We start from the raw sequence: 14,676 nt of genomic DNA, 5'->3' as shown, positions 1-14,676 counted from the left end.
AATGACTTTGGTATGGCTGGTAAATGTTAATTGATAAATGATAACTATTTTTTGAATGGACGTTTCGATTATCATCATTCATTATAAAACCCTCAAATTAACGACTGATTGTATCCGCTCGATTTATGCGTATACAAAAGGAGTTAGTTTTGAAATTATTGTTGTCGATAATGATTCACAAGATGGTGCCGGAGAGATCATAACGAAAGAATTCAGCGAAGTGCAATGGCTCAACATGGGTTATAATGCCGGATTTTCAAGAGCTAATAACACAGGAATCCGGGCAGCGAAAGGAAGGTATTATTTGTTGCTTAACTCTGATACTGAGCTTATTGATGATATTATTACACGTTGTGTTCAGCGCCTGGATGCGCAGCCTGAAACAGCCGCTGCAGGCGGCATTCAGCTTTTTTCGGACAGGACTCCCCGTCCTTTTTACCGCAGTTTAGCCATTTTCAAGCGTACATTGTATGTTTTACCTCCGGGACAAATTTTTAAAACAGTGCTCGAAAAATTAATTCCCGAAACGCATTACGACGATCCGGATCAAGTGGATTGGATTCCGGCGGCATTTTTATTGGCCAAACGGGAAGCTGTAGCAAAAGCAGGGCTATTGGACGAAGATTTCTTTTTATACGGCGAAGATGTGGAGTGGAACTGTCGGTTAGGTCGTGTGGGTAAATTGAAGGTATTTGAAGACTGTGGATATATACATCATGAATGGGGCAGTAATCCGAAACGAAAAGACGTACTGATTACAATAATAAATCGTTTTTACCCTCAAATTCAACTGTCAAATTTGGTTTGGGTCAGAAAAGAATTTGGTATCGGGCGTTATTTGGGCCTGATGCTGAATTACTATTTAATGATTCCCATTTATTTTGGTTGGAAAATTGTGCTCAATGCGACCAAATTTCGTAATCCATTTGGTGAATTGGAGCAACAAAAAGACTTCGCCCGCAAAGTTTGGTTGTTTTCTACCTATTTTTGGAAAATCATTCGTAACAAGCCATATTTTTATAAGCTCGATCCAAAGAGCCATGTCTAACGCATGAAGATTTTATTTTTTACCCCTACCGGCGCGCGGACAGGTTCAGAAATGGTACTTTGGTATCTCATAAAGCATCTGGCAGGAAGCGATATAAAAACAGCCGTTTATTCGCGTCAGGCAGGAGAACTGTTTGCCAAGAATTCGCCCGCCGATGCTACCTATATTCATAAATTTCACCGCGGTCTACCGTATTATTCCGTAGAAGCTGTTTACCATCGTGTGTTTGGACTGACGCCTGAAGAGAGTTATATCAAACGCATTCATCAGGAATTTAAACCTGATATTTGGTACTTCAATACGATCACGATGCCGCAATTTGCCCGATTGGCACGCAAACTCAATGTTCCCTACGTAGTGCATGTCCATGAATTGTTGGAAACCTTTGATACGCTACGGGCCGATTCTTTTTCGGAGATGCTCACTTATGCCAAGACGACGCTGGGTTGCTCGCAAATTGTGGTAGACCAACTTCAAAAAATGGGTGTGCCCAATCTTCATCTTTTGCACTCGTTTATTGATACCCAAAAAATCAATTTACAGAAAGACAGAGCCGCTTTACGGCAAACCTTGGGGTTGCCGGCTGATGCTTTTGTGTGGTTGATGTCCGGGACAATGTGCATGCGCAAAGGATATGACATGGTTCCTGATTTGCTGCAACACCTTCCCAAAAATGCCTATTTGGTGTGGTTGGGAAGCGGAAGCGAATACGGTGTTTCGTATTATTTGGAAGAAAGAGTAAAAAGAGAAGGGTTAAATTTCATTGCTTTGGGTGCCAAAGGTGGGCAGGATTATTATGATTACCTCAACATTTGCGATGGCTTTGTGCTCACTTCTCGCGAAGATCCCTTTCCATTGGTGATGATTGAGTCGGCTTATTTACAAAAACCGGTGGTAGGATTTAACTCAGGAGGAATCAGTGAGTTTGTACAATCCGGCATGGGTGAAGTAGCGCCTGCGTTTGATATTCCAAAATTGGCCGAGATTATGCAAAAGGTCATGAATGGAACCATTGCTATTGATAAAAATGTGCTGCGTGAACGAGCGTTAACGTTTGATGTGAATCGTCAATTGGATAATTGGCAAAAACTATTGGCGAAATTTTAATGAAAAAAATCCTCTTCATAAGCCACGATGCCAATCGTGCCGGCGGACAGATCGTATTGTTGCAATTGCTTCGACAACTCAAACAACATAATCTACCGATGCACCTGCTTCTTTGCAGCGATGGGCCATTGGAAGAGGAATTCAAAGCGTTGGTTCCCACTACTCGTCTGCCTCGATTGGGCGATGTACGTTTTAAGCCATTTACTGAAAAGCTTCTGTCTTTCTTTTCCTTAACTAAATGGGCAAAAAGAAAGGTATTGGATAGGCGTTGGAAGCGTTTTACTGCCTTATTTACAGCCCAGGACTTCGGACTTATTTTTGCCAATACGATCGGAGCCGCCGCCGCTTATCGGCAATTGGATTTTATACCGGCACCAACGGTGCTTTTTGCGCACGAATTGGAAATGTCGATCAGAAAATACAGTGATCCCGCCGACATGGAGTATTTAATGAGCCGTACTAATCACCTGATCGTTGTTTCCAAAGCGGTGGCTTCTTATTTTCAGAAAACGTATCATTATCCTGAAAGCCAAATAAGTACTTTTCAAATCATAGACACGCCGCTGATTCTCAAAAAGATAGCAGAAGGAAAAAAGGTAAATATTCGTCAAAAGATGGGATTGCCGGCCGATGCTGTTTTGATCGGCGGTTGTGGGCATGCCGAATGGCGCAAGGGCAATGATATTTTTATGATGGTGGCTCAACAGGTGATAGCGCATTTTGATGCTAAACCTGTTTACTTTGTATGGGTAGGGATGCGTGATGATTCTGAACTATACGAAGTACAACGCTTTGATGCAGAGAGAATGGGTCTTTCAGAGCGTATTATCCATGTGGGACTTACGTCGGAGGTATTTGATTATTTGAGTCAATTTGACGTTTTTGCGCTTACTTCACGCGAAGATCCTTACCCATTGGTGGTGTTGGAGGCTGCATTGGCCGAAAAACCGATCGTGTGTTTTGAAAAATCGGGCGGTGCCCCTGAGCTTGTAGAAGAAGATGCCGGGTTTGTTGTTCCATACCTTGATAGCGTTGAAATGAGTAAACGCATCATTGAACTGATCGAAAGTGATACGGTACGATCAACAATGGGACAAAATGCGAAGCGCAAAGTTTTGGAACGGCATCCTACCGCTGAAAGTGTGGAAAAAGTAGTGCATATCATAAAAACTCTATGCGAGTAACATTATTGAAAACGCTGGTTACTCTGGCAGTATTGGTCTGTATCTCAACGGAATTACTTTCAATTTTCAATGCGATTACTCCATTATTTCTAGGGTTATTTTGGCTCTTGGTTGCAGGGGTCAGCTCCTATTTGCTATGGATTAAGAGGCCATACAAAATTTTATGGGGCAATGAGTCGCAGCACCTTTCGGGCGGTTACCTGATTTTGCTCTTGGTATCCTTGGCTATGATCGTTTTGCCCCTGTTGTTCTTAGCCATTTATGTTTCTCCCAATAATGTTGATTCTAATAATTACCATCTCACGCGAGTTGTATATTGGTTACAAAATCATAACATAAATCATTATCCTACCATTCATGTTCAGCAACTGTATCACAATGTGATGTCGGAGTACATGCTGCTTCATGTATTGGCATTGAGTGGTCATGATTATTTTGTGAATGTCGTTCAGTGGGGGGCTATGTTGGGGACGGTGGCTGGCGTTGGAGCAATTGCTAAACAATTGGGATTAGCTCCGGGTGTACAGATAATGGTGAGCATTTTGCAACTGACACTTCCCATTGGAATTTTAGAAGCTACTACGACCCAAAATGACTATGTGGCAGATTTCTTTTTTACCTGCTTCCTGTATTTTGGGTTAAAACTGCTGAAAGAATTCAAATGGGAAAATGTTTGGTGGACGAGCATCAGTTTGGCGCTGGGCGGTTTTACAAAATATCCTGTTTTCTTTTATGCTTTTCCGTATTGTATTTGGATAGGAGTGCAAGTGCTCCGGAAACAGGGCTTTAAGACCGCTATCTCTACCTTTGGAGTTACTTTAGGTACTTTGTTGCTCGTTTTCGGACCTTTTTTCAGTCGTAATTATGCATTGTTCGGGTCGATATTAAGCCCTCAAAAAGGCAGTGCATTATTTGTTGAAAATATCGCCACTGAAAAATATTGTTTAACCTGCACAATGAGCAATGTTGCCAAAAACGTTGGACTGCATCTTGGACTTCCCAGCGCGGGGTATAATGCAAAAGTGGACGCAGTAATTACGAAATTTCATACGTTTATCGGGCAAGACATTTTCGACCCAAAGTTGTCGCTTGACAATTACCGTACCCAATTTGTAATTCAGGAAGATATGGCCGGCAATTTATTGCTGTTTTCGGCGATTTTATTGGCCTCCATTTGGCTGCTTTTTCAGAAAAAAAAGTATGTATTTAAAGGAATATTAGTCTGCGCGTTGGTCGGTTTTGTGATTTTTTGCAGTGCCGCTAAATTTCAGTTTTGGAGTTCAAGAACACACATGCCTTTCTTTGCGCAGGGAATTGTTCTGGTTGGGCTTTTTATCTCAGGTTGGCCGGATAAATGGAAAATTGCTTTTGGCTATTTCTTTCTTTTGACCGCGATTCCTTACGTTGTAGATAATTTTAACAAACCACTTTTTCCGATTCGGTACGCATCAAAATACTGGTTGGGGTATATTCCCCGTCACCTTTGTGTACCCGTGGGAGCAAATGAAAGTCGATACCAACAAGTGTTGGGAAGTTATTATAATTTTTCAAAGCCTGAGCCCTGTTATCCGTTAAAACAAGACCTTCCTTTTATAAAAAGACAGGAAATAGTAACGACCTTGAATGGGTTGGGTTATTACGAACAGGAAAGTGAACATATATTTAAGTACGAAAGAGATCACTACTTTTTTATAACGGATAATGAGTACCCGGCAACGTATTACGAGTTCAAAGCGCTGACTAAGCACATTGATAAAAATTCAAAAGGAGCAGGGATACTTTTTGAAAAAAGTATGGGTTTTTATCGCTATTGGAGCATCTTACGGCCCCAAATGCCCAACGATTGGCAGATGCGATATGTCATTTATGGGAACGAATATTTGGTATTACCCAATGCCCGTTACATATTTGCATACGATTATGTGTTTTGCGACAATGAAAAATACGTTGAAAAATACCTGCCCAAAGCCCAAATCGACAAAATTTATCGGACTCACTCGCTCATATTAGTAAAATTGAAGAAACCATCGGTTGAGATATATCATTACTGAATTCATCTCTTCTGTATCTAAGATTGATTAAGCAGCAGAGTGAGCTCCGAACCGTAACGTATACCAAACGAATGACTTTAGCCTTTACGCTTTGCTCTATCAATTATCTTGCTCAGGCCCGTACACTCGGGGATTCGCTAAAGCGTACCAATCCGCATATCCGATTTGTCATTGGTCTGGTAGACCGATTGGATACCGCTCATGTTCCGGCCAACAAACTCCCTGAATTTGAATTGTTGGAATTACACCGTATCGGTATCGACGGACTGGATGAGATGTGTGAGCATTATAACATCACTGAACTCAATACGGCCGTTAAACCCTATTTTTTCAGGTATTTTTTTGATAAAATCCCTCAAATCAAAAATGTTATTTATTTCGACCCTGATATTATTGTTTACCAACCTCTTACAGCATTAGAAGCGTTGCTCGAAAAAAATGACTTTGTATTAACCCCGCATTTAACGACGCCGATTGATGATCAATTGACACCCAATGAATTACACCATCTCAACACAGGCGTTTATAATCTTGGCTTTATTGCCTTAAATAAAAGCCCTGAAGCGTTGGATTTTGTGAAGTGGTGGGAAGAGAAGCTGTTTGACGAATGTAAAATAGACCTTTGCAACGGTCTTTTTGTAGATCAACATTGGGTGAATTTTGCGCCTGTTTTTTGGAACAATGTTCATGTAGAAAAACATCCGGGCTGGAATGCTGCTTACTGGAACCTGCACGAGCGGGCATTTACAAACAATGCAAATACGCATCTGGTCAATGGCCTTCCGGTAGTTTTTTTTCATTACAGCGGCTATGATCCGGCCAAGCCCTCTATTATCTCTAAATATCAAAATCGCTTTACATTTGAACAACGTCCGGATCTGAATCCGCTGTTTGATTATTATCGGGACGAATTATTACGTAATCATAATGCTTATTATCGGCAGTTTCCGTGCTATTATATCAAGTCAGAGCCACTTTATAAGTACCAACGGATAAGAACTCTTTTGAAAAAACCGTTTGAAAAATGGCTGGAAAGACTTTAGTATTTACCATTTGCACGGCTGAGCAATATCCATTTGCGCAAGTATTGGCCGATAGCCTTCCCAAAACAATACCTTTTAAAATAGGCATCGTTGGACGATCTGAAATAAAGGACTCGCGTGTCGTTAACTTTGAGCAATTGCCTTTTGCGGAAATTGCTCAAATGCAGCAACATTATGACCTGAATACCCTCGTTGCAGCTTCAAAACCCTTTTTTGCAGATTATTTCCTAAAGCAGGAAGACATTAACTATGTCATTTATTTTGACCCGACAGTACTGCTATTCAGCGATTTTGAGGCTATTGAGCAAAAAGTCGCAATCCATGATATTACTCTGACGCCTCGACTGACACGAAAATTTGGAAAATCGCTGTACGGAGATGAAAAAATGTTTCTCAATACCGGAATGTACGACAATGGCTTTTTTGCCGTCAACAAAAGCCAAAATACATCACGCTTTTTAACATGGTGGCAACAACGGCTGACTGATAGAGCTTACTTTGATGTGTGTAATGGAATGAACCACGATCAACTTTGGCTTAACTACGTTCCCATTTTATTTGAAAATATTTGTATTAATAAAAATATCGGTTGGAATGTAGGTTTACAAAATCTTCATGAGCGTGTACTTACTTATAAAAATAAGCAATGGCTTGTAAATCAAGGTGCAGCCTTGGCTTTTTTTAATTTTAAAGAGGTATTAGGAGATAGTCCGGAAGTAAAAAAAATGATAAAAGAGGCAGGAGCTGAGGTATTGGTGAATGATTATAAAGCAAGAATAAAACAATATACTTCCGTTGTACCAACCGTTTTTTCGCTTCGCGAAGCCCTCAATCCTTATAGTTCTGCATTGAAACAAGGCCTAAAAAAGAACCTAAAGTCTATTGTTGATACCATCACTTACTTTCCTATTTACCATAAAATAACTAAATAGCTCATTCAAATACAGTTTTTTTGTACTTTTACGGGAAATAACCGCAAATAGCGGCAGATTTGTTATCTTTAATAAGGCTGCATGAAAGTTCTTTATGACCACCAGACCTTTACCGGTACACAGTATGGCGGTATTTCCCGGTATTTCTATGAGTTAATGAATGCGTTTGCGGGACGTCGGGATATCGAATTTGAATTGGCGCTGAAATTCTCTAACAGTGAATACCTACGGGATGTAAACTATTCTCATCCCGTTCGTTATCAACAGTTTGCCAACAATCCTCGCGCAAATCAAGTGTTTTCGCGACTAAATCGCCTCTATAGTTCTACAAAATTAGGCAAAGGGAATTTCGATATTTTTCATCCTACCTATTATCATTCCTATTTCTTGGATAAAGTGGGAAAGAAGCCAATGGTGCTGACATTTCATGATGTGCTGAGTGAAAAATACGGTAAAATGTTTCCGGTGTTGGGAGAAGGACTTTCTGAATTAAAGCAAAAATTACTCAAACGAGCCGATATCGTCATTTCAGTTTCGGAAGCAACAAAGCGAGGTATTTTGGAATATTTTGATATTGATGAAGCCAAAATAAAAGTAATTCCCCTCGGAAATTATCTTGATAAACCTACGCTTATCGGACAAACGACGTTAAACCTTCCTGAACGCTACGTGTTGTTTGTCGGGAAACGGGATTATTACAAAAACTTCGTTACTTTTTTGGAAGCAATGACGGCTATTCTTCTCAAGGATAGCGATTTGAGGCTTGTGTGTGGAGGAGGAGGAACATTTTCGAATGAAGAAAAGCGCTTAATAAGTGAAGCCGGTATCCAAGATCAAGTGCTTTATCACCCGATTTTTGACGATACTACACTTGTTGAGCTTTATGAACGAGCACAGGTATTTGTATTTCCATCCTTAATGGAAGGATTTGGGTTGCCCGTATTGGAAGCCATGAGTTGCGGCTGCCCGGTGGCTGTGACAACCGGCACTTCTTTTGATGAAATTGCAGATGAGGCCGGGGTTTATTTTGAAGCCGAGAGCAAAGATTCCATCAAAGATGCTGTCGAAAAAGTCATTTATAATCAAACACTTCAAGACCAAATGCGTCGACTTGGTTATGAACGGGTTCCACTCTTTAAAGCGGAAACCACGGCCCAAAAAACGCTGGAAGTATACAAAGAATTGGCAAATGCATGATGCAAATCCCTGAACGCACCCTTATATATGATCGCGATATCAGCGGGCATCATTTAGATTACCTGCAGTTTTTGGTGGAGTATTTAAAAAAGATGCCTGATGAGATTCGAAGCCGATTTGTGTTTGTGCTGCACGAAGGCGCTCGCGCCCGGTTTCAAGCCGATGAATCGTTGGTTCAATTTCATTACATTGACTCCAGGCAATTAGCGTCGTTTTTGGAGCTTACGAGTGTATTGCGGCGGGCAGCGGCAGAAATGCGCTATTTAATCGCTTTAATTCAAAAGTATGAGGTCGAACGTTTGATCTTTATGCACATTGATGCATTTCAATATGAATTAGGCAGGTCTTCTATAAGTCGGCTGGGCGTGAAATTCTCAGGGCTTCTATTCTTGCCTTTCCGTAAATATTATGAAGATGATACCACGCTTACAGACAAAATTCGACGTGAATGGCGTGGGTGGCGGAAAGGATGGCAAATGCGATGGATGCTTCGTAATCCAAGATTGGAACGTATCTATTTTCTGAACGATAAACAGGGTGTAGAAGATTACAATGTTCGTTTTGGCCCCAGATTTGAACATTTACCCGATCCCATTGACGTTTCTGAAGTGCCTACACTGCCTATTGAAGATTTAAAGAAAATCTATGGAGTAGCGTCGGGACGCAGGGTGTTTTTGGTATATGGCCATCTTTCTTCCCGTAAAAATGTCCCAACCATCTTGGCAGCTTTGCAGCGATTGACCACTAAACAGCGTAGTGGGTTATGTATATTGATCTGTGGCGAGCCTGAAAAAGGATTTGATACAACGCTTTTTGCCGCTATCAATGAAGCTGAAAAGAACTATCCCGAAGTTTCATTTGTCAAACATTTCCGTTTTTTCGACCCTAAAGCGACCAATGAAGTATTTAAAATAGCTGATATAGTGTTGGTTCCTTATATTAATTTTTTCAGTTCCAGCAATATTCTCGGCTTGGCAGCTAAGTATAATAAGCCGCTTATTGCGTCTAAATTGGGCGTAATGGGCGTATTAGTAAATCAATACCACTTGGGAATGCCCGTTGCGCCGCATCGGGCTGAAGCAATCGCAGAAGCTATGAATTATTATTTATCACAAAAAGAACCCAAGATCGATGGCAGTCAATACCTTCAGGATTATCGTTCAGAGGTATTTTGTCAAAAATTATTGTTTTCAAAAGATTAGTTTTCAGAAAATTAAATTTCACTTTGAAATACAAAGTAAAAAAATCAACTTTGTAACACAAAGTGAATTGTACCGTTGATCAATTATGTCTGATAAGAAACAGCGCTTAGCTACATTAGATACATTTAGGGGCATTGCAGCGTTGGCGGTAGTACTTTTCCACTTAACATTACACCGGGCAGAAGCGCCGGTTCATTTTTCTTGGGGAGTTACCGGAGTTGATCTGTTTTTTATTATCAGTGGGTTTGTTATTTATATGACACTCAATAAAACAACCAAGGCCATTGATTTTGTAGTGGCTCGTTTTTCAAGGTTATATCCTGTGTATTGGACGGCAGTGACGTTGACCGCGATCTGGATGTTTATTGGCAAACAATTAGGTTACAGTGACATCTCTTGGGCAGAATACTTGGCAAATATGACCATGTTTCAGCATTATTTTGGTGTGAGAGATTTGGATGAATCTTACTGGACGTTGATCGTTGAAATGCTTTTTTATGGGTTAATGCTGTTGGCTTTTCTTTTTAAGAAAATCAAAAACCTTGAATGGTACGGATTTGCGTTGGTCATCCTGCAAGCGTTGGTTCATACATGGCTGAGTGTTTCGTCTCCCGGATTATATGATTCTATTCGCGACGGATTTCCGCTGATAAATCATTTTCAACTTTTTTGGGCGGGCATTCTTTACTACAAAATTTATACAGAAGGCTATAAGCCGTTGCGTGTTTTAGGAATCATAGTTGCTTATTTCCTTACATTGTTATTGTTTGAAAAAACCGGACGAAGCAATCTATTTTTAAGTCAGGCCGAATACATTACTGTCAACACTCTTTATTTCGGTGTGTTTTTTTTGTTCGTGAGTCGACGTTTGGAGTGGATAAATAACCGTGTAACGTTGTTTTTAGGAACAATTTCATACAGCCTTTATGTGATTCATCATTATTTTATGAATGGAGTTGTAACTTTACTGCGCGACAAACTGGGCTGGCAATTTATGCCGGCAGCTTTAGTAGCCTTAACAGGAGCTTTATTGTTAGCGGTAGGTATTACGTATCTGGTTGAGAAACCGGCCTTAAAATATTTACGCGTATGGTATCGCTCTTAAAATTTGAGCGATTATATTGTTTAGAATGTGACGACACCATTTAAACCGGTACAGCAATACTTAAAATAATTTATCGTGAGTTTAAAACTTAGCATAGTAATTCCGGCTTATAACGAAGGGAAAACGATCCAGACTGTTTTGAAAGCAGTAGCCGATGTGGAGTTGATCGGCGGTTTTGAGAAAGAGATCATCGTTGTCAATGACTGTTCGAAAGATGAGACGGAAGCTCAGATCTTTGCTTTTAAAGCAATGAATCCCGGCACCGAAATCGCTTATTTCAAACATGAAGTCAATCAGGGAAAAGGAGCGGCGTTGCATACCGGGATTCGTCAGGCAAAAGGTAATTATGTTGTCATTCAGGATGCAGACTTGGAATACGACCCCAAAGAATTCAATATTTTATTGCAGCCTGTGGTAGACGGCCATGCTGATGTAGTATACGGCTCGCGTTTTATGGGTGGCAAAGCCCACCGTATTTTGTTTTTCTGGCATTCAATAGGAAACAAAATTCTAACGTTTTTAAGCAACATGTTCAGCAACCTTAATTTGACGGACATGGAAACCTGTTATAAACTTTTTAGGGTTGACCTGATTCAGGGGCTTGAATTAAAAGAAAATCGCTTTGGGTTTGAGCCGGAAGTAACCGCTAAAATTTCGAAAATACCTAATATACGGATTTACGAAGTGGGTGTTTCGTATTATGGCCGAACTTATGCGGAAGGAAAAAAAATCAACTGGAAAGATGGCTTTCGGGCTGTTTATTGCATTTTTAGATACGGATTATTCAAATAGTTGACGGAACATGTGGGAGGACTTAAAATACTATCGTCAGGCACTTGGGATTAACATGCTTTGGAATGCTTATCCGATTGTTTTTATCGTTCGGGATGGCTTCGGCGTTGGGCCTCAGGGAAGTACATTTACTATATTGTATTGGGCAGTAGGACTGCTGTTGCTGATTCCTATAAACGTTTTTCGAAATATTTATATACCGAATCAAACGCTTTTTGCCTGCTGGTTTAGTTTTTTAGTGTTGGGATGGGTGTATTGGAAATATTATCCAAGTCCAAGCAGCTTTCCGGACCCTCTTCGTGAAACGCTCACCTATATTATTCCGATTGTATTTCTTTTTGGTACTATGTATTATCCAAATGATAAAACAAACATTATCCTGAAGGTAATGGTGTTTTATTCGTTAATCGCCAGTATCGGTCTTTTATACAGTTTGACCAAAGACCCTCACTGGACATTTGGAGAGCGTGCGGCCATTAAATTTGCGGCCAATACCCAAAACAGTAACCCGCACGCCTACGCCAACAATGCCTTGTGTACTGTTCTGTCAGCTTTACTCACGGCGGGGCGCACTAAGAATTTGCTTTTCAAAATCGGTTATTATCTTATTACGATTTTCTCGCTGGGTGTATTGATCTTAGCGCGTACCAACATGAGTCTGATTGGTTTAGGATTAATGACTGTTATCTATCTTACGTTGCATGGCCGCAGTGTGATATCATCCATATTCAGTCCTCGTGTTTTGGCGATTGTAGCGGTGGTTTATGGTATTGTGGCATTTTTGCTTTCTCAGTTTCAGTTTGCGTCTTATGCGCTTGGCGTGTATTTAAATACATTTATATCGCGCTTTGGCAAGGTTATTTATACGGTTACGGGCGTTGAAGTAGATCAAAAATCGGCCGAGATCGATTATTCTTCCGTCAACCGTGTGTTCAGTTTTAAATATGTTTTTGAGGTGTTTTTGGGTGAAGGGTCACTCGGAACCATTTTGTTTGGGGAAGGCTATAAAGCACAGTTTTTTGATGTACCGGCATTGGAAGCTCTTGTAAATCAAGGTATAATAGGTTTTGTGCTGTTTAATAGCTTCTTTGTGGTCATGGGATTTACGGCTTTGCAACAGTTTTTTAAACCGGCCAATGATCTATCTATATTTCTGGCCTATTTTTCGCTCATTGTACTGATTGCGTTGTTTTCAGGAGCTCGCCCTCAAGACCTCAGTATGTGGTTGGTGTATGTATTGTTTATCCGTTTCTTTGGCGTTTATTCAACCCAAAAATCCAAAAGTAATTTACAGCCGCAACTGGCATAAGCAGAAGATTATTGCATGGATTTAACGGAGAAAATACTTACTCGTCGTTCTTTAGTAATCGGGATTTTATTTTTACTGACGGCTGCCGGGTATTGGGTGCCGTTGGTGTTGGGTGAAGATCCCGGCTTTGGCTTATCCGTTTGGATTGATATGTTGAAGACCGGCTCATTCAACACACTTTTTATTCCGGCTTCTACAAATATTGCGGAAAATCACGCCTTATTTTTGACTTGGTGGAGTCCCGGCCAATACATGGTTCCCGGGGTAATAAGCCAAGTGCTGAACATGTCGCTCGGAATGGCCGGATTGTGGGCAACGCTTCTTTTTTCAATCGCAGGGTTGCTGGGTTGGTACTATGTTTACCGGCAATTTGAATTTGATAAAACTACAATTGCTCTTTGTATTTTCTTTATTGCTACTTCCAGATTATTTACCATCAATTTCCTTAATTATACCGGTGGAGAATTACTCCTGTTTGGAAGTCAACCCTGGACCATTTGGTATTTCCTGAAATATCGCCACCGCCCATTGAGCCTTTTTGCGGGGCTGTTGTTGCTTTCTTTATTCTCTTTTCTGTTAAAAAGTGCTTATACGATCGGTTTTGCGGCCCTGTGTGGCTGTGCAGGAATTGCCTTTTTGAGAGATTTTTCTAAAAAAAGGAAACTCATTATTCCGTCCTTTGGGACTGCTTTGGCCGTTGGAATGTGCATGGTATGTTATTTGGGAATTACCCAATTAGGGTTTATTAATCTGGGTACCAGTCCTATTACGAGTACGAGTCAGCCTTTTAAACTATCTTGGTCGTCATTTGAAACACTTACCTATCCGCTTACGCATTGGTTCAGCATTGCTGAAATATATCCACAATTGTTGCTTCGGATGGATTTTCCCGGATGGGGCCACGTCATTTATTATGTGTTGATGGCAATAGGCCTGCTTGGCCTGATCCGGGTTATGATGAAGACAGGATATGAAGAAGCACGTTGGATTTTCATGGGCTTTTACTTGGTTTATTGTGGGATATTTTTGTTGCTTTATAACAAAGGAGCCGAAATTTCGGTGGAGTACCGCCATACCAAAGTCGTCGCTTATTTGTTTTTGCCCTTGTTACTGGTCACCCTTCGTAAGTGGCAGCCGACCGGCAAGTGGGTGTTTTTTCTGCTGATCATTTTAAATACTGGCTATGGCTTAGCCACGTTTGTGATCAAGAAATTTGAAATTAAAAATGAATCTGCTGCGGGTATTTCAGGCTTTTCCCTAAGGCACGCAAGCGTTGAAGATCTGACGTTTATCCATGCCGTAGACCAACCCGAAAATATACTTTACTTCACTTCCGGCTCCCTTAATGTAGATGCAACCAAGGCGCGTAAGTTGGTGGGAAGCATTGACTTCAAATTTGCCAAAGGGTGTGGGTTTTTGGATGATAAATATGATGGCAAAGCAGGTAAGATCTATGCCTTTGTTCATGAAGCCTATGAACAACTTCCCGGCAATCCTTCTTTAGAAGCTCAGTTTCCTGATTATCGCTTTCGGCTTGTAAAGCAGACTGAAAAATTTAAAATTTACGAAGGAAGATAATCTGTTATTGGAAAGACTGCTGATCTCGACAAGATCGACGGCATTGTCTTAGAAATAATAACACTTCATGGAATTAATGGCTGAAATGGCTATTTTTTGCTGCGTTACTATATGTCTTATAGGGTTTT

General features: G+C 40.6%; 12 protein-coding genes. All 12 read left to right on the top strand.

Annotated features, from left to right (window positions below; genetic code table 11):
- Positions 1-55: 55 nt before the first annotated feature.
- The gene (locus ACQY73_RS18515; RefSeq protein ID WP_428653586.1) at positions 56-1,048 is read left to right on the top strand and encodes a glycosyltransferase family 2 protein; all 993 of its coding nucleotides are present in this window, start codon (positions 56-58) and stop codon (positions 1,046-1,048) included.
- A 3-nt stretch (positions 1,049-1,051) separates the two neighbouring features.
- Positions 1,052-2,155, top strand: coding sequence for a glycosyltransferase (locus ACQY73_RS18510; RefSeq protein WP_428653584.1), 1,104 nt, complete (start codon positions 1,052-1,054; stop codon positions 2,153-2,155).
- Positions 2,155-3,339: a glycosyltransferase family 4 protein gene (locus tag ACQY73_RS18505; protein WP_428653581.1), complete on the top strand. Its 1,185-nt coding sequence runs from the start codon at positions 2,155-2,157 to the stop codon at positions 3,337-3,339. The genes ACQY73_RS18510 and ACQY73_RS18505 overlap by 1 nt, the downstream gene beginning before the upstream one ends.
- Positions 3,330-5,390, top strand: coding sequence for a hypothetical protein (locus ACQY73_RS18500; protein ID WP_428653579.1), 2,061 nt, complete (start codon positions 3,330-3,332; stop codon positions 5,388-5,390). The genes ACQY73_RS18505 and ACQY73_RS18500 overlap by 10 nt, the downstream gene beginning before the upstream one ends.
- A 71-nt stretch (positions 5,391-5,461) precedes the next feature.
- Positions 5,462-6,433, top strand: a complete 972-nt coding sequence (locus tag ACQY73_RS18495) for a glycosyl transferase (RefSeq protein WP_428653576.1) — start codon at positions 5,462-5,464, stop codon at positions 6,431-6,433.
- On the top strand, positions 6,415-7,365 hold the full coding sequence (locus tag ACQY73_RS18490; protein WP_428653574.1) for a hypothetical protein: 951 nt from the start codon (positions 6,415-6,417) through the stop codon (positions 7,363-7,365). Before ACQY73_RS18495 ends, ACQY73_RS18490 begins: the two co-directional genes overlap by 19 nt.
- Positions 7,366-7,446: 81 nt before the next feature.
- Positions 7,447-8,562 carry a glycosyltransferase family 4 protein gene (locus tag ACQY73_RS18485; protein ID WP_428653572.1) on the top strand — a complete coding sequence of 372 codons (1,116 nt, stop codon included), beginning with the start codon at positions 7,447-7,449 and terminating at the stop codon, positions 8,560-8,562.
- Positions 8,559-9,764 (top strand): glycosyltransferase, encoded by a 1,206-nt coding sequence (locus ACQY73_RS18480; protein ID WP_428653570.1) that lies wholly within the window; start codon positions 8,559-8,561, stop codon positions 9,762-9,764. Before ACQY73_RS18485 ends, ACQY73_RS18480 begins: the two co-directional genes overlap by 4 nt.
- A gap of 85 nt (positions 9,765-9,849) precedes the next feature.
- Complete coding sequence (locus ACQY73_RS18475; protein ID WP_428653568.1) at positions 9,850-10,869, top strand: acyltransferase family protein; 1,020 nt, start codon at positions 9,850-9,852, stop codon at positions 10,867-10,869.
- Between the two features lie 75 nt (positions 10,870-10,944).
- Entirely contained in the window at positions 10,945-11,661 is a 717-nt protein-coding gene (locus ACQY73_RS18470; protein ID WP_428653566.1) for a glycosyltransferase family 2 protein, read from the top strand.
- A 10-nt stretch (positions 11,662-11,671) separates the two neighbouring features.
- Positions 11,672-12,970 carry a hypothetical protein gene (locus tag ACQY73_RS18465; RefSeq protein WP_428653564.1) on the top strand — a complete coding sequence of 433 codons (1,299 nt, stop codon included), beginning with the start codon at positions 11,672-11,674 and terminating at the stop codon, positions 12,968-12,970.
- 15 nt (positions 12,971-12,985) lie between these two features.
- On the top strand, positions 12,986-14,548 hold the full coding sequence (locus tag ACQY73_RS18460) for a hypothetical protein (RefSeq protein WP_428653561.1): 1,563 nt from the start codon (positions 12,986-12,988) through the stop codon (positions 14,546-14,548).
- Positions 14,549-14,676 lie beyond the last annotated feature (128 nt).

It is taken from the genome of Runella sp., assembly GCF_965279615.1.
In the GTDB taxonomy this organism is placed as follows: Bacteria; Bacteroidota; Bacteroidia; order Cytophagales; family Spirosomataceae; genus Runella.
The sequence above is the reverse complement of the archived record's forward strand: the minus strand, read 5'-3'. Positions and strand labels throughout refer to the sequence as shown.